Source organism: Chryseobacterium piscicola, assembly GCF_900156685.1.
Taxonomy (GTDB): domain Bacteria; phylum Bacteroidota; class Bacteroidia; order Flavobacteriales; family Weeksellaceae; genus Chryseobacterium; species Chryseobacterium piscicola.
In genome coordinates this window covers 258,275-275,384 of record NZ_FTOJ01000001.1, presented here as the reverse complement: position 1 = coordinate 275,384, position 17,110 = coordinate 258,275, and the positions used below count along the sequence as shown (strand labels likewise).

17 protein-coding genes are annotated in these 17,110 nt (G+C 34.6%); 10 read left to right on the top strand and 7 right to left on the bottom strand.

The features are described 5' to 3' along the window. The first annotated feature begins 21 nt into the window (after window positions 1-21). The 5 genes from BW939_RS01310 (at window position 22) to BW939_RS01290 (ending at window position 5,213) form a co-directional block, all read left to right on the top strand. Window positions 22-1,113 (top strand): acyltransferase family protein, encoded by a 1,092-nt coding sequence (locus BW939_RS01310; protein ID WP_076449051.1) that lies wholly within the window; start codon window positions 22-24, stop codon window positions 1,111-1,113. A 457-nt stretch (window positions 1,114-1,570) separates the two neighbouring features. Beyond that, window positions 1,571-2,152, top strand: coding sequence for a MiaE family protein (gene miaE, locus BW939_RS01305; protein WP_076449050.1), 582 nt, complete (start codon window positions 1,571-1,573; stop codon window positions 2,150-2,152). Window positions 2,153-2,161: 9 nt separating this feature from the next. Next, the gene (locus BW939_RS01300; protein WP_076449049.1) at window positions 2,162-2,779 is read left to right on the top strand and encodes a DUF502 domain-containing protein; all 618 of its coding nucleotides are present in this window, start codon (window positions 2,162-2,164) and stop codon (window positions 2,777-2,779) included. Between the two features lie 187 nt (window positions 2,780-2,966). Beyond that, a complete protein-coding gene (locus BW939_RS01295) occupies window positions 2,967-4,052 on the top strand; it encodes an FAD-dependent oxidoreductase (protein ID WP_076449048.1) in 1,086 nt (361 codons plus the stop codon). A gap of 3 nt (window positions 4,053-4,055) precedes the next feature. Next, a complete protein-coding gene (locus BW939_RS01290; RefSeq protein ID WP_076449047.1) occupies window positions 4,056-5,213 on the top strand; it encodes a pyridoxal phosphate-dependent aminotransferase in 1,158 nt (385 codons plus the stop codon). Window positions 5,214-5,285: 72 nt separating this feature from the next. Here BW939_RS01290 and BW939_RS01285 read toward each other — a convergent pair whose 3' ends face one another. Both BW939_RS01285 and BW939_RS01280 read right to left on the bottom strand, forming a co-directional pair. Continuing rightward, the gene (locus BW939_RS01285) at window positions 5,286-5,786 is read right to left on the bottom strand and encodes a DUF6646 family protein (protein WP_076449046.1); all 501 of its coding nucleotides are present in this window, start codon (window positions 5,784-5,786) and stop codon (window positions 5,286-5,288) included. An 83-nt stretch (window positions 5,787-5,869) separates the two neighbouring features. Beyond that, the gene (locus tag BW939_RS01280; RefSeq protein ID WP_076449045.1) at window positions 5,870-7,069 is read right to left on the bottom strand and encodes a PQQ-dependent sugar dehydrogenase; all 1,200 of its coding nucleotides are present in this window, start codon (window positions 7,067-7,069) and stop codon (window positions 5,870-5,872) included. 109 nt (window positions 7,070-7,178) lie between these two features. Here BW939_RS01280 and BW939_RS01275 point away from each other — a divergent pair, with 109 nt between their 5' ends. The 3 genes from BW939_RS01275 (at window position 7,179) to uvrB (ending at window position 11,152) form a co-directional block, all read left to right on the top strand. Beyond that, window positions 7,179-7,547 carry a BlaI/MecI/CopY family transcriptional regulator gene (locus BW939_RS01275; protein ID WP_076449044.1) on the top strand — a complete coding sequence of 123 codons (369 nt, stop codon included), beginning with the start codon at window positions 7,179-7,181 and terminating at the stop codon, window positions 7,545-7,547. A gap of 188 nt (window positions 7,548-7,735) precedes the next feature. Next, window positions 7,736-8,926, top strand: coding sequence for a M56 family metallopeptidase (locus tag BW939_RS01270; protein WP_159439248.1), 1,191 nt, complete (start codon window positions 7,736-7,738; stop codon window positions 8,924-8,926). Between the two features lie 234 nt (window positions 8,927-9,160). Then, a complete protein-coding gene (gene uvrB / locus BW939_RS01265; protein WP_076449041.1) occupies window positions 9,161-11,152 on the top strand; it encodes an excinuclease ABC subunit UvrB in 1,992 nt (663 codons plus the stop codon). Here uvrB and BW939_RS01260 read toward each other — a convergent pair. From BW939_RS01260 to BW939_RS01240, 5 genes are all read right to left on the bottom strand, one after another. Then, window positions 11,149-11,913: a lipopolysaccharide kinase InaA family protein gene (locus tag BW939_RS01260; protein WP_076449039.1), complete on the bottom strand. Its 765-nt coding sequence runs from the start codon at window positions 11,911-11,913 to the stop codon at window positions 11,149-11,151. The genes uvrB and BW939_RS01260 overlap by 4 nt on opposite strands. Before the next feature lie 32 nt (window positions 11,914-11,945). Then, complete coding sequence (locus BW939_RS01255; protein ID WP_076449038.1) at window positions 11,946-12,983, bottom strand: glycosyltransferase family 9 protein; 1,038 nt, start codon at window positions 12,981-12,983, stop codon at window positions 11,946-11,948. Window positions 12,984-13,036: 53 nt separating this feature from the next. Beyond that, window positions 13,037-13,255: a DUF3820 family protein gene (locus tag BW939_RS01250; protein ID WP_076449036.1), complete on the bottom strand. Its 219-nt coding sequence runs from the start codon at window positions 13,253-13,255 to the stop codon at window positions 13,037-13,039. Between the two features lie 3 nt (window positions 13,256-13,258). Then, window positions 13,259-14,350 (bottom strand): AI-2E family transporter, encoded by a 1,092-nt coding sequence (locus BW939_RS01245; RefSeq protein ID WP_076450080.1) that lies wholly within the window; start codon window positions 14,348-14,350, stop codon window positions 13,259-13,261. Between the two features lie 226 nt (window positions 14,351-14,576). Next, window positions 14,577-15,311, bottom strand: coding sequence for a hypothetical protein (locus tag BW939_RS01240; RefSeq protein WP_076449034.1), 735 nt, complete (start codon window positions 15,309-15,311; stop codon window positions 14,577-14,579). A 47-nt stretch (window positions 15,312-15,358) separates the two neighbouring features. Here BW939_RS01240 and BW939_RS01235 point away from each other — a divergent pair, with 47 nt between their 5' ends. After that, on the top strand, window positions 15,359-16,336 hold the full coding sequence (locus tag BW939_RS01235; protein WP_076449032.1) for an aminodeoxychorismate synthase component I: 978 nt from the start codon (window positions 15,359-15,361) through the stop codon (window positions 16,334-16,336). Next, window positions 16,320-16,946 (top strand): aminotransferase class IV, encoded by a 627-nt coding sequence (locus BW939_RS01230; RefSeq protein WP_076449030.1) that lies wholly within the window; start codon window positions 16,320-16,322, stop codon window positions 16,944-16,946. The genes BW939_RS01235 and BW939_RS01230 overlap by 17 nt, the downstream gene beginning before the upstream one ends. Window positions 16,947-17,110 lie beyond the last annotated feature (164 nt).

Here is a 17,110-nt window from a genome sequence, read left to right as displayed (position 1 = left end):
TGAAAAATATTCCACATTGAGATGAGCAGAGATTTATATATTGATTTTGCGAAAGGTTTAGCCACACTTTCCATTATTTTCATCCACACGGCTTTTTGGTCAGGACAATTTTATATAGAGCCGGAGGTAAGAGTTTTTTCTCTTGTCTTTGATGTTGCCCTTTTCTACGCCTTAAGCGGAATTACATCAGGATCAAACATAGAAAAAACGTTCTACCGACTACTGAAATTACAGGTTACGTACATGATTTTTGTGACGTTCCTTTTCTTTTTAGATTATTTCTTTAAAATTTTCGGACTTACCTTTTTCTCCCTAGAATGGCTGCAAAGCTTCTACTCTACTTTTGGGTCGAAATACGCTGCAACAAGCATATCGACCATTCCACAATGGCAAAATCTTGGGAATTGGTATTTGCACGAATACGCTAATGCCGACACTTTTCCTGTAGTAATGGGAAGCTTCTGGTATCTGAAAGTATATTTTATCTTAACAGTTTTCGGAGTTTTAATTTTAAAATTTTTTCCGAAACATGTCAATTGGTTTATCGGAATATGTATTGCTCTTACAGTATTGTTCAATATTTTCCCTGAAATTTATCCAAACGGACAAGTGGGTTATGTTGCATTTTACATGACCGTTTTCTTGGTTGCCAACAGAATGAAAGGCAAAAAAATCCCCGCGAAGATGATTCCTGTTCTTTACGGATTGGTCGCCGCAGCGCTGGCTTGGATGTTTCTTTATTTCGGAAATGATATATTTTTTAAAATCAACAAACAAAAATTCCCACCAAAGATCCCTTACATTATCTGGTCATTATTTTCATTAACGACCCTTTTCGTCTTTTATAACCGTTTAAAAATCATAAAAGAAAACTTCGTCACTTACATTGGTAAAAACGCCATATTCTTTTATTTCGGACAGGGAATCAGCTCTTCTTTAATCTATTTCATTGTTGTTCCTTTGAAAGAAACTATGCCATGGTGGCTTTTGATGATTTTAATTTATGTTTTCAATGTCATTTTAGCATTCATCATTTCAGCAGGATTGAAAAAAATTGATGCTTTAGGCTGGAAAATTTTAGACTTTTTAAGACTGGAAACCGCTGAAAAATAATGTGAATTTTGAACCATTAAGAGTCTGTTTAAAAATGATTAAAAAACAAATTTTCAAGGCATTTTTCTTTTCCCCAACCCTAAAGGGTGGAAAAATGCCTTGAAAATTTCATCAAAATTAACTCCCTTTAGGGTTGGGGAAATTAATTTTGATGAAATTTAAACGGACTCTAAGTTTTTTAACGTTTAAAATTTTTCTAAAGGTAATATCTGAAGGTTTATTTTAAGGGAAACCACACTAGATTATTCAAAAATATTTGCAATTGTTTTTAGTGTTAAAGCAAATAAAATTTGTGGTATTAGCTGAGTAGAACGCCTTTGCGAACTTAAAAGCAGGTGCAAAATTTTCAAAAAAAACTTTGCGGTCCTTTGTGTTATATTCATTCACAATTTATACGGCAAAATAAAATTCAATATCTTAACTCAAATTATTTTAAATTTACAAAAATTTTTAAGTCATGTTTAAGCTGAAACTTCCTACCGACCCAAGGTGGGCGAATATTGCAGAAGGAAACCTTCAGGAAATCCTGACCGACCACGCTTGGTGCGAACAAAAAGCAGCTACAAACGCCATCGGATTGATTACCATGCTTCCTGAACGACCAGATATTATATCTGAACTTTTGCTTATTGCTCAGGAAGAATTACAACATTTCGGACAAGTTCTCGAGATTATTACAAAACGAGGATACACTTTTGGACGCACCAGAAAAGATGACTACGTCAACGAATTGGTGAATTTCATTCAAAAAGGCGGACATAGAGACACTTTAATTGTCGACAAGATGCTTTTTGCAGCAATGATTGAAGCCAGGAGCTGTGAAAGATTTAAAGTTTTAACAGAAAACATCAAAGACGAAGAATTAAAAACATTTTACAGAGACCTGATGATTTCCGAGGCCAATCATTACACCACTTTCATTGGTTTTGCAAGAGAATTGGGAGATCCTGATCAGGTAAATGCACGTTGGGAAGAATGGCTGGAATATGAAGCCAAAGTCATTCAATCTTACGGAAACAAAGAAAGCATCCACGGATAATTATAAGAATTGAAGAAACCAACATTTGAAAGCGTAACGAATATATTCCTGAAAAACTTCTTTCAGGGATTAATTATCATTGGCCCTATCGGACTTACCATTTATGTTATCTGGTCGGTGATTACGTCTATCGATAATATCATTCCATCGGTTGCAAAACAAATTCCGGGGTTGGTTTTTATCTCTGTGCTTTTAGTTACTGCCTTGTTGGGATTTTTAGGAAATAAATTTGTTGTGGGACGGTTTTTTGTTGATTCTATTGATCGACTTTTAGAAAAAATCCCCGGCATCAAACACATCTATTCGCCAACCAAAGATGTAATGTCCTCATTCGTAGGAGATAAAAAAAAATTTAACGATCCTGTTTGGGTAAAAACAAACGAAAATCCGGAAATCTGGAGGATCGGTTTTTTAACCCAAAAAGAAATGGCAGATGTGGGCAAACACAACTACGTTGCCGTTTATCTTCCGCACTCTTATGCCATTTCGGGCTGGGTCATCATTACCGAAGAAAAAAACATCAAACCCGTACTCGGAATGAGTGCTGCCACTGCTATGAAATTTGCCGTAAGTGGCGGTGTAGCTGGTTTTCATTCTGATGATAATATTTTTAAGGCTCCGGAATAGTTTTTTTCCTATTTTTCTTAATAATATCGCTCTGATATTATTGCTTCTTATTTTATTGAATGATTTTAGTTCAATAAACAAACCTTTACAAAAGTCTACCGGAAGTAATTGTTTATTTTAAATAAATGATTATTGAAGTTTAGGATTAAATCAAAATAAAACTAACAATACAATTAAATCAAAAAAGATGAGCAAAGTTGCAATCATTGGAGCCGGAGTTTCTGGTTTGAGCATGGCAAATTATCTTGAAAAAAATAATATTGACTATCACCTCTACGAAAGAAGAACTCAAAATGACCTTAAAGGCCATGGTTTTATCCTGCCAAAAGAAGGAATAGAGTTTCTTTCAAACATCATCAATATTGAAGATCTTTACCAAAAGGGAAGTTTCCTAAAAAAATACATACACTACAATCAAGCCGGAGAAATAATTTCTGAGAAAGATCTAGATGATGTTTTTGTGGTTTCCAGAAGTGCTTTGATTGAAATTTTGGCAAACGAAATTCCTTCAGAAAAAATTTCTTATAAAACGACTATCGGACTCAGTGGTTTTGAAAACGGAAAAGCCAGCATTCAGATTGACGAAGAAAATACAATAAAGGCCGACATTGTAGTTGCTTCCGACGGTTCAAGAAGCAGAATTAGAAGAAAAATATTTCCGGATGAGACGATGAAAGCTGTTTTGGAAAACGAAGTTGTCAACATTATTGAAAATGAAGAATTAGCAAGCCAAATTGAAAGTAATTTTCTTAAATTCCATCATGAAAAAGGCGGTTTGACTTTCGGTGTTTTAAAACTTTCATCTACAAAAATCCTCTGGTATTGCCAGTTTGATATTACAAAATATTTCATCAATGAAGATTACACTGCAGATTGCATCAGACAATTTATGATTGATAATTTTGGGGATTGGAACGCTTTAATTTCATCCATTATTGAAGGATCAAGCTACGAAAACGCACACATCTGGCGCGTTTATGAACTGGAAAAACTCAATCCTTTTTACCACGAAAACGTAGTATTCATAGGTGATTCTGCACATCCTTTAATTCCGTTTACAAGCCAAGGTGTAACTTCTGCTTTGAAAGATTCTTTCACTTTAACCAACCTTTTAAAAGAAGCGAAAACTTTAGACGAGACTTTCAAAAAATACGAAGAAGAAAGAAGACCGGAAATAGATATCCACATCAAAAACGGCAGAATATTGCTGGAGCAGTTTCTTTTACCGCTTTGCGAACAACCAAAAAACACTTTACCCATTTCATACAAATAAAAAATGTTTACAAACAACGATATTAACTTCGAAGCTCTGAAACGAAAGGCCTACAACGGCAGATGGGCAACTCTGGAAGACGGAATTATTCCTTTAACGGCAGCCGATCCAGACTTCAGAATGTCGCCTGTGATCGAGCAGGGAATTATTGAATATATAAAAGACGGATATTTAAGTTACGGTCCGTTTTCCGGCTTACCTGAGTTTAAAAAAAGTGTTGCAGAACATTTTAACAGCGGAAAAAACGGAAATTTCTCTCCAGAAAATGTTTTGGCAGTCAACAGCGCAGCGATGGGAATGTACATGGTAGCCAATTACATTTTGAATCCTGGCGATGAAGCGATTATTTTTGATCCGGTAGATTTTCTGTTTAAAAAAACCGTGGATGCCGTTGGTGGAAATATAAAATTATGCGCAGTAGATTCTAAAACCGGCGACATCGATCTTGAAATGTTGGTCTCTTTGATCGGTCCGAAAACCAAAATGATCAGCATCTGCAATCCTCACAATCCGGTAGGAAGAGTTTATTCTAAAGAAATTTTGATTAAAATTTCCGAAATCGCAGCCGCTCACGATCTTTGGGTAATGAGTGACGAAATCTGGAGCGACATTGTGTACGATAAAAAGGAATTCAACACCTACTCTTCTGTTTCTGAAGCAGCAAAAAAGAAAAGTTTCACGGTATTTGGTTTTTCAAAATCTTTTGGAATTGCCGGTTTAAGAATTGGTGCAGTGTTATGCAATGACCAGGAACTGCTGGATGATTTTACAGAAAAATCTCAGTTTAACTCTACCATTGAAGGGGTTTCTACATTATCTCAGATTGCCGCAAGTGTTGCTATTGACAAAGCTAAACCATGGTTTAATGACTTCCTTTCTCACCTTCAAAGCAACAGAGATTTCGCTTACAACAAACTGAAAAACTCAGGAATTTTAACCCCAAATTTACCTGAAGCTACTTTCGTTATTTTCCCAAAAATAGAAAACGGAATGTCGAGCGATGCTTTTGCTCAACACGTTCTGAAGCAAGGCAAAGTAGCCATCGTTCCAGGTTCCGAAAGATGGTTTGGAAAAGGAGCAGAAGGCCATGTAAGAATTTGTTTTTCTACTTCAAAAGAGATTTTAGAAGAAGGTCTGAACAGGGTTATTAAAAGTTTTTAGTTTAATTCACATTATAACCAAAAAAGCGATTTCAAGATCTGAAATCGCTTTTTTTATTAATGTTTTGTTCAATTACAAATCAAAAGAAACCCCTGCCATAAATGCAAACTGATTATTCAAAAGCCTGTAATTAGCAGACTCTTTATTGTATTTTGCAATCGGCACCTGAATTTCTGTGAAAACACCAAATCCTTTTTTAAAGAAATATCTTGCTCCTGCGTGAGCTCCAAAGTTCTTCAAACCTAAATTAAGTCCTGGATAAACATCAAAATTGGCAGGCAAACCAATTACATCTCCTAAATGTGCGCTGGCTCTGGCTTTTACGTCAAAACGGTGTTCTATTCTTGATTTATCTCCGTACACTTCGTCAATTCCTAAGAGATAGCCTGCTTGTGCACCGATGGAGAAACTTTCTCCCAAACCATAATCTAAAGAAGTCATAATTCCCGCACCACCACTTTGAATATTGGCTCCGATGTTAAGCTTCAAATCTCCTTTTCCGGAAAAAGCATCGTTTTGAGCATTCGCAAATCCAAAAACAGCAATAGCTGCTGTTAAAAATATTTTTCTCATTTGTTGATTTTTTTTTAAAGCAACAAAGATATAAAAATTACTTTTAGAGAATTTTATACTTAATAAATTTAAAAATAAAGAATTTATTTCTTTGAAATCCTATATAATTTACCACTATCCGTAATTCCGTAAAGATTCCCATCCATTCCGTTCAAAACATCTCTGAATCTTTCTTTTTGATCCAAAAGCAAACGCTCTTCTCCTACCACTTTATTGTCTTTTAAAACAATCCTGTTGATATGTTGGCCGCTGAGGCAGGCGATGAAAAGATTGTTTTTCCATTCTTCAATATTTCCGGTGTAGAAAGTGACTCCACTTGGAGAAACAACCGGATCCCAGTAATAAACAGGCTGTTCGGTTCCTGCTTTTTGAGTTGTACCGTTGTTGATTTTGTCGCCGTTATACTCAATTCCGTAAGTTACATCGCCCCATCCGTAATTTTTTCCGGGCTGGATGAGATTGATTTCGTCTCCGCCTCTCGGTCCCATTTCAATATCCCAAAGCTGTCCTTTTTCATCCAAAGCCAAACCTTGAGGACTGCGGATTCCAAATGCATAAATTTCTGGTTTGTAACCGGCTTTTCCAATGAATGGATTTCCCTCGGCAGGTTTTCCGTCTGTGGTAATTTTTAGAATTTTACCTAAATAATTATCGGTTTTCTGAGCATAAACTCTCGTTTCTTTATCAGACCTTTCTCCGGTGCTCACAAATAAATTTCCGTCTTTGTCAAACTGAAGACGGCTTCCGTAATGTTTATCGCCATCGTAAGTTGGTGTAGCCCTGAAAATGACTTTTACTTCAGAAATATTTTTGAGGTCTGCAGATAATTTTCCTTTGGCAACTGCAGTATGATTTCCATCTCCATAAGGTTCAGAATAGCAGAAGAAAATCATTTGATTTGTTTTAAAATCTGGGTCTAAAGCTACATCAAGCATTCCGCCCTGCCCTTTGTCATCCACTTTTGAGAAACCTTCGATTTTAGAAACCGTTTTTCCGTCTGCAGAAACTACATTGATGAATCCTGATTTTTCAGTAATTAAAAACCGTCCGTCAGGAAGATTAATAATTCCCCACGGTTTTCCGAGTGATGTATTGAGAATCTCAACGTTGTATGGGGTTGTGGTTTTTACGGGTGCTATCCTTGTCTGGCCAGCGAAAGCAGGCTTATAGTTTGTGTTTGCTTTTTCTTCTTTAGCCGATGGCTCGCTGGGTTTGCCTTTTCCCTGACACGAAACAATTGTTGTGGCAGAAGCTAACAAAATAGGTAATAGAATCTTATTCATAATTAATTTTTAATGGGTTATGCTATTCAGACGAAAAATAATGCCATAAAAATTTGTTCAATTAAAATTTTACTCTACATTTGTAGAACACAATACAAACATGTAGAATATGAATGAAATAAAACTGACCGACTCCGAGAAAACTTTAATGGAAATTCTTTGGGAAAAAGAGAAAGCTTTCATGAAAGAAATTCTTGAAGCCTATGCCGCTCCGAAACCTGCCAGCACAACGATTGCAACACTGCTAAAAAGAATGCAGAACAAAGACTTGGTGGGCTTCAAACTTTATGGCAACTCAAGAGAGTACTTTCCGAAAGTGGCAAAAAGTGATTATTTTAAAGACGAAATGACAACCATGATTGACCGTTTTTTCAATTCTTCGGTCACGCAGTTCGCTTCGTTCTTTACGTCGAATTCCAAACTGACGCAGAAAGATCTTAAGGAACTTCGGGATATTATAGACCAACAGATAAAATAATAAGTATGGAAACTTTCGCTTTAAAAATCTTCTTATGTTCAGGGATTTTACTTAGTCTTTACCATTGGTTTTTAGCAAAGGAAAAAACGCTTGTATTTAATCGTTTTTATCTGATTTTTTCACTTATTTTTTCACTTATCATTCCATTTTTAACGATTGAATTGTCTGAATTTACTAAAGAAAAGCCAATGTTATTAATCGAACAGGAAATACCTCAACCAATTTTAACGGGACAGATTATTGAGGAAAAAAGTTTTGATTTTACTCAAATTATTATGACTGTTTATTTTTTAATCGCTGTCTTTTTATTGGCAAAATTTATTTTCTCAATATTAAAAATAAAAAATTTAAAGGGAAGAAAAATAATCTATAAAAGCAGAAACGTCATCCTTATAAAGCAGGATCTTGCACCATTCAGCTTTTGGAATACCATTTATATTTCTGAAAAGTCTTTTACTGATTTCGAAATTGACGAACGTGTTTTCCTGCACGAAGAAATTCATATTCAACAAAAACATTCGCTAGATCTTATTTTTATTGAACTTATAAAATCTATTCTGTGGCTCAACCCATTTTTTTATTTCTACAAAAATGCAATGATCAACAACCACGAATTTCTGGCTGACGAAGAAGTTATAAACCAAAACACAGACATTAAAAACTATCAGGAACTGATTTTACAGGAAGTTATGAAACAACAAAATCTAACTCTGACCCATCAGTTTAATTTTAACAATACTAAAAAACGATTTATTATGATGACAAAACAAAATTCAAAATTTGCTAAGGCAAAAAAAATGATTGCATTACCTCTATTCGCTATCACAACAGTGGTTTTCGCAGAGAAAGTCTATGCAAACGATAAAATATCTGCCCCAGAAATTAAGCTTGAGAAAAAGTTTCAAAACGAAAAAGTCCTTTTCTCTCAGGAATTTTTTAAGAAAGTAAAAACCGACACTATTTCGCCAAAAAAAGCAAGAGAAACCAAAGCTGAGATAAAGAAAATAACACCAGACGAAATAAATGCTAACGATGCTCCACCAGTTGCCGCTCCGAAAATTGTGCAGACCGGCGAGCAGATTCCTGCAGAATACCCCGGAGGAATACATGTGATGAGAATGTTTGTGGGAAATAATTTTGATTCCGGAGTCTTCGATAAAAACACGACTGGAACCATGAAAACATCCATTTTTATTTCTATCGACGAAAATGGCAAAACAACAAAGATAAAAACCGAAGGAGGCAATATGGTGTTTAACAAAGAAGCAGAAAGAGTTGTAAAACTCGCTACCGACAATAAAACCTGGAAACCCGCAATAGAAAATGGCATACCTGTGAAAAGTGTTTTTAAGCTACCTCTCACCATGCGTTTTAATTAAAACAGAATAAAAGTTTATATTTAAAAAGACAGCATTATTGAAAAAACCCATCTTACGATTGCCGAGAACAGTTACTGTGGGGAAAAGAATAAGCGGTTTCACTAGAAAGGTTTGAGAATTTTTTAAATTTTGAAGGCGTTCTGATTTTTTCGGGACGCTTTTTTGATGTTTATATGTCTGTAAATTATGATTCAGCGCTTCTTCTTACCCATTTTTATTTCCTAAATTTGCTCAATGCAATTCAAACTTCAATCAGAATATAAACCTACAGGAGACCAGCCCACTGCCATTAAAAAACTGACAGAAGGTATTGAGATCGGTGAAAAATACCAAACCCTTCTCGGCGTTACGGGATCGGGGAAAACTTTCACCATTGCCAATGTAGTGCGCAATGTTCAAAAACCAACTTTGGTTCTCGCACACAACAAAACTTTGGCAGCCCAGCTTTTCATGGAATTTAAAGAATTCTACCCCGAAAACGCTGTTGAATATTTTGTAAGTTACTACGACTATTATCAGCCTGAAGCTTACATTGCAAGCTCAGGAACTTATATTGAAAAAGATTTAAGCATCAACGAAGAAGTTGAAAAGCTGCGACTTTCGGCAATTGCAAGTTTGCTTTCAGGAAGAAGAGACATTTTGATTGTCGCCTCAGTATCGTGCATTTATGGTGTAGGAAACCCGGCAGAATTCCACAAATCATTGATTTCACTGGAAATTGGTGAGAAAACTACGAGAACAGCATTGCTTCATTCTTTAGTTAATGCATTGTATTCCAGAACGCTCAGCGAGTTTCAAAGAGGTACGTTTCGGGTGAAAGGTGATGTGATTGACATCTTTCCTGCGTATGCCGACAACGGAATAAGAGTTCAGTTTTTTGGAGACGAGATTGAAAAAATTCAAAGCTTTGATCCGGTTTCAGGGAATGTAACTTCCAATTTTGAATCTATTCAAATTTATCCTGCCAATCTTTTTGTGACTTCCAAGGAAACGCTGAACGGAGCCATTAGAAATATTCAGGATGACATGGTGAAACAGGTTGATTTTTTTGGTTCAATTGAAAAACCTCTGGAAGCCAAAAGATTGCAAGAAAGAACAGAGCTTGATCTTGAAATGATCAAAGAACTCGGTTACTGTTCTGGAATTGAAAACTATTCAAGATATTTAGACGGAAGACTTCCGGGTTCACGGCCATTTTGTCTTTTAGATTATTTCCCAAAAGATTATTTGATGGTGATTGATGAAAGCCACGTTACTGTTCCGCAGGTTCATGCCATGTACGGAGGCGACAGAAGCCGTAAAGAAGCCTTGGTAGAATATGGTTTCAGGCTTCCCGCTGCGATGGATAACCGACCTTTGAAGTTTGAAGAATTTGAAGCTATTCAAAATCAGGTAATTTATGTTTCTGCAACTCCGGCGGATTATGAACTGGAGAAAACCGGTGGAGAATATATAGAGCAGATCATCCGTCCGACGGGACTTTTGGATCCTATTATTGAAATCAGACCTTCTTTAAATCAAATTGATGATTTAATGGAAGAAATCAATAAAAGAGCTGAAATTGATGAGAGAACTTTGGTGACAACTTTGACCAAAAAAATGGCAGAAGAGCTGACCAAATATTTCACAAAATTTGGCATCAGAACAAGATATATACACTCTGATGTGGAGACTTTGGAACGTATTCAAATCATGCATGATCTTCGTATAGGTCTTTTTGATGTGTTGATTGGTGTGAATTTACTAAGAGAAGGTTTAGATTTACCTGAAGTATCATTAGTTGCTATTTTGGACGCCGACAAAGAAGGTATGCTAAGAAGCCGAAGATCAATGATACAAACTGTTGGCCGTGCCGCAAGAAACATCAACGGAAGAGCCATTATGTATGCTGATAAAATTACAAAATCTATGCAGGCAGCATTGGATGAAACAGAATACAGAAGAAATAAACAGATTGAATACAATCAAAAACACGGACTAGTTCCGACAGCTTTAAATAAAAAGATTTCTGAAAACCTGGTTGGAAGAAGTAAAGATTTCCCAGACGAAAAATATACTCAAAAAGAGATTACACAGAAAGTAGCCGAAACAAAAGCCAATTATTCTTCAGAAGATGTTGCAAAAATTGTTCAGCAAAAGCAAAAGGAAATGGAAGCTGCCGCGAAAAATTTAGACTTCATAAAAGCCGCAAAACTGCGTGATGAGATTGAAGCTTTGAAAAACTAACGTCTAGGGAGCAAAAATTTGTAAAACTTTAGAATTTTTTTCATTTTTCTCTTTCGAACCATGCCATTGATAGCGTGAGTAATCTTATTGAAACAATAGTCTGCAGATGAGCCAGCTTGTTTTGCATACTCATCACTTATTATCCCAATCACCCCAGAATCTGAAGTTAAACGTGCAAAATTATTTAACCTTTTGTCTAAATTCAACTCACCGTGAAAGCTCATTCGGTTAAGATCAACCATATAAAATTCATAGACATTATCTTCATTTTTGATAATAAAATTCCCTGGGGCATTGTCTAAAAATTCAAATCCTTGCTCATGCAGACGAAACATTAATTGAGCATATTGGCGTATGATTTTCTCTCTTTCTGGAAACGAATGATTAACAATAACCTCCATCAAAGTAGGAGAATCTTCAAGTTGTCTGCTGATGTAATAACTGGAAGTTACGCCCCAAAAATCAAAATTTTCGATATAGGCAACAGGTTCAGGCGTCTGAAAACCTTTGCTTAAAAGAAGTTGCGCATACTCAAAAGAGCGTTTTGCCTTAGATTTTCTATAATATTTGTAAACATGTCTGTTGACAACGTTGTGCTGTTTAAATGATTTAAAATTAAATCTTTCACCGTTGATATCAAAAATTTTAACCACATTTCGGCTTCCGGGACCAATAAGAATTCCACCCGTTTTAAAATTATTCAAAACGTCTAAAATCTTAGTTTCTAAAGGACGAAAACCTTCTGCATAAAAACTTTTCATAATATAATAACTGTATTTGATACTGCAATTTATTACAAAAACTTTTGCAATAAATTAATTATTTCTTCGGTAGATTTCTCATTTGTATCTACCGAAAAACTGCCTTCGTTGTAGGGTTTATAAACAGTCTCTTCAGTCATCATAAACAATCCTACTGTTGGTGTATTTACTGCACTAGCCAAATGCATTACTCCGTTGTCTGCTGCTATAAAAACCGAGCAGTTGGCAATGAAACCACCCATTTCTCTTATATCTTTACTGTAAAAAGAGGGTGCCCGAAAATTGATTTTAGAAATATTTTCTACCGGTAAAAGTTCTACAATATTGTAATTGGGGAAAGCGGTTTGCAGCTTTTCATAGAAAGCATTCCACCATTCTTCGGAGTAACATTTTGCTCCTGTAGCATTGGTAAAAAGACAAATAGATTTTTTGTCATTTTTTATAATATCATGCAGCTTTTTTCTTCCTTCTTCTTTTTCGTCACTGCTCAATTTTATATCTAAATCTGGGATTTTGGAACTGCTTCTGTCAATATCCAAATGACTGACAAAATCTCTAAAGCTGTAGATAGAATTTTTTGCGGCGTGACGATAATCTGTAAATTTTGATTGTAGTTTTTCGTCTGTATCTCCAAAGATTTTATATTCTGATCTAGCCATAGAAGTAGATAATTTCCCTGATGATGAACCATAACTGGCGTTAATCACCAAATCATACTTTCTGCTTTTAAGTGTTGCCCAACCTTTTATGTATTGAAACAGGCTACTAAATGGTTTTTTAGGAAGTTGAATAATACGATCTATATTCTTGTAGTTTTTATAAATAATAGGAGTAATTCCTCCTTTTACAAAAAGATCAACCTTGGCATCAGGAAAAGTTTCAATTACTTCTTGTACCAGAGGAGACAGTAAAAGTAGATTTCCTAACCTATGATTAGGTCTTGAAATAAGTATTTTTTTTATCGGAATATTTTTTTGCACAAAACCTTCGGAATGAGATTTACCAACATTTTTGGTAAGCCCCCTCATCAAAGAACGTCTTGCTGCATTTACTTTTTTAGATACTTTCATTATAAAAATAAGAACATTTTACAAAGGTCGGAATTTATTTTGACTCAATCTAATTAATTACGAAGCGGCCTCAGCAAATCAGTAAGCCCGTTGATTTTTATTTCATAAATCGTTGAAAGCTGCATTCCAAGTTTTCCTGGCGGCATTCCTTTTTTATACATCCATTCGAGATAATGTACCGGAATGTCGGCAATTATAGTTCCTTTATATTTACCGAAAGGCATTTTTACTATGCATATCTCCTGCAGTATTTCTGGTCTTAATCCTTCTATTTATTATACAATCAAATCTATTTTCTTTTCTAATTCTTCACATTTATCTTTATCTGAAAGCATAATTTCTTTTGTGTCATCCTCAGAAAATTCATTTCTGTAAACTTGAATTAAAAGCAATGTTAAAGAAACCATGATTGGGCCAAAAACCAATCCCATGAAGCCGAAAAGGTTCATACCCATAATAATCCCAAACACAGTATTTAAAGGGTGAATATCTTCCAGTTTTTTAAGTAAGGTAAATCTTAATAAATTATCTGTAATGCCCACCACAATTACACAGTATGCAGCAAGACCCAAGCCTGCTCCGGTATTCCCTTCAGCAATCATAAAAATACAAATCGGAACATAGATAATCGCTGCGCCAACCACTGGAATCATGGAAGCTGCAGCTGTAAGTGCAAACAAAAGCACAGGACTTGGTGCTCCAAAAATAAAGTAACCAATGAGAGCAATAATACCCTGCCCTAAAGCAACAACCGGAATACCGATTGCATTCGCCATAATCAGTTTTCGCATTTTTTCGCCAATTAAGGATATATTTGATCTTTTTAGTGGTGCCGCAGAACCTAAAATTCTTTCGAATAAACGTGGTTTTTCAAACATAAAATAAAGAATGAAATACATCGACATAATAACCGTAAGCGTATTTACCGTTCCGCTTAGAGCCGATGTAGAAAATCTACCCGCCGTAGTTTTCAGTTTGTTCATATTATCTTTGCTCAGAATATCAAATTTTGTCTTGCTGTAAACAAAATCATGTATTTTATCAATAAAAACATTGAATTTAGCCATGTAAGCTTGCGCATTCCCAACCTTCTCAATCAGCAAGTCTGCAATAAAGTAAATTGGTAATACAATTACAATGAGGCTTACCAACATAAGAACCAAGGCAGAAGCCCAAGGTTTCCATTTTCTTTCTTCTTGTAAATAAAAATTGTATTTCCTGCAAACTACATAAATTGTAATTGCACCTAAAACAGAAGGAATAAAAAGAGCAAGATGAAAACATATAAGCCCAACCATCGTAATAATGATTGCCAAAAGAAACACTTGTTTTATTTTAATTCCACTAATTTGTTGATCTTTATCCATGTTTTCAAATTTTATACAGTTTGTTGAATAATCTGTAGTTATCAGTTTGCGTTGAAGCATTCAGCTAATAAAACTTTATACTAAAAACTATACCAATAAACGCTTAAGAATCCCGAAACAAAAAAATATCTCAGTAAAAGAAAATGACATCGTTGCAAGCATCTTGTATATGCATGTTAATTGCCATTAGTAAAACAATATCTGTTTAGTGGATAAAAATAATAAACTATGGCAATTTTCCTTTTTTATTTTCTAAAATATTAGAGTAAAGAGAGTAAGCAATTGCATTCCAGAAAGGAAAAGTAAACAATCCTCCGATCAAAAAAAATAAAAACCCGATGTGGCTAAACACCGCTGCAATTAAAACACAAACAAATATTTCTATAAAATTTCTTCTTAAAGCGGCCCATCCAATAGACAGTGTTTCAAAGGTTCTTTTGTTTTCAAAAAATATCAGAGGTGTAGAAAAAATAGTGATTAAAATCCAAAAAAACGGAAAAATAATAAGCGGCGCCAGCATAAAAAGTAAAAGAAACCAAAACAAATAAAAACTAATAAATTTAAAAAAGTTCAACCCTCTATAGCCTGCAAATAAATCTGAAAGGCCTACATTTTCTTTTAAATCAATTTTTTTATAGATTTGAAAAAAACCAATATTAAGAGGTCCTAAAAAAACCAAAACCCCTATAAATGCATAACGGAAATAGCTAAATTCTACCGTTGAAGAAAGAGCTGCCGATTTTTCCGCATACTCTTGAAATCCCTTCGACAAAGCAGCCTGAAGCTCCGGCTCGTGATTATAGATTCCGTAATATCCCATAAAAAAATGTATTGCGGAAATAAAAATCCCAAAATAAATAATAGAAAACATAAGCTGTAGGCCTATCGTTTTGCTCCAATACGAAAAAGCCTGTTTTAGGATAATATCGAGTCCCGGTTTCTGAGGAAATTGCTGCTGCATCAAAAAAATTTTATGCAAAAGTAATCATCAATAACTACTTTTGTAGAATGTTTTTGGCAAATCATCATAATTTTAAAAGAATGGATGAACTTTCAGAGAAGAAAGTTCCCTTTTTTTTCATCACGGACTTTCTTTCTAAAAACGTTTTGGTGTACAACGAAGAGGAGTTAGCAAATTCAGGCTTACTAATTGATTTTCAATCATTTTCGAATCTAAAAAAAAGAGATGATTTTACTAAAAAAACAGAGCTAAAATCTTATCCCGAAACGATTGAAAGTTTTAAAAAAGGTTTTGATTGTGTTCAAAAAAATATTCGATTTGGAAATTCTTACCTCATCAACTATACCCGAAAAACCGAAATTGAAACCAATTTAACTTTAGAAGAAATTTTTTACCATTCTCGGGCAAAATACAAAGTATTATTCCAAGATTTTTTCGTATTTTTTTCTCCAGAAACGTTTGTGAAAATTATTGATGGTAAAATCTATACGTATCCGATGAAGGGGACTATTGATGCATCAATAGAAAATGCATCTGAAGTTTTGAAAAATAATCCGAAAGAAAAAGCAGAGCACTACACAGTGGTTGATCTTCTGAGAAACGACATGAGTATGGTGGCAGATGACGTGAAAGTAGATAAATTTCAGTATATTGACTTTATTAAAACAAAACAGAAAAATCTTTTTGCCATGAGCTCGGAAATTTCTGGGATAGTAAAATCAGAATTTAAAGGAAAAATAGGAAGCATGCTACAAAAATTGCTTCCGGCAGGATCTATTTTGGGAGCGCCAAAACAAAAAACTTTAGATATTATTTTGGAAGTTGAGGATTACAACAGAGGCTTCTACACAGGAGTTTGCGGATGGTTTGATGGCGAAAATCTAGACAGTTGCGTGATGATTCGGTTTATTGAAAAAGAAAAAGAAAAACTCTTTTTCAAGAGTGGCGGTGGGATTACCCACATGAGCAAATTAGAAGACGAGTACGAAGAAATGAAAAACAAAATTTATGTCCCTATTCATTGAAAGCATTAAAGTAGAAGACCAGAAAATTTTTCTTGCGGATCTTCATCAAAAAAGAATAAATGACACTTTTTCTCATTTTGGAAAGAGTGATTCTGTTGACCTGCAAAAAATTTTTAAACATTTGGATCATAACGAAGACGGATTGTATAAACTTCGCTTGATTTATGATCTCGAAAAGAAAATCCGCACCCAGATGATACCTTATGCAATACCAGAAATTCATACTTTTCAGCTGGTAGAAAACAACATTTATGATTATTCCTTCAAGTTTGAAGACCGTAAGGAACTTGAAAAAATGAAAATGAAATCTAAATGTGAAGAAATCATCATTGTAAAAAACAATCATATTACCGATACTTCTTTTTCGAATTTGTTGTTCAAAAAAGGGAAAGAGTGGTTCACGCCAACCACCTATCTTTTGAACGGAGTACAAAGACAACAACTTCTGAAAACAAAAAAAATAAAGGAAACAGAAATCACTTTACAAAATCTCAAAGATTTCTCTCACTTTCAGCTCATTAATGCAATGAATGACTTTGATGATATGTTTGTTTATCCGATAGACAGAATCTTGAATCTTCCGTGGAATGAAGATTATTTTGAGCTTTAAACAAGAAATCATTCTTTGAGCTTCGCATTATGAAAAAAAATGAATCTTAAGAATTTTTTGAATCATTACCATTGCATTTTGTTATTAAGCTTTATTCAAAACCTTTTTGAAGATATTTTCTAAGCATGATGCTAAAGTTTATCTAAATCTTTCTTAGAAGCTAG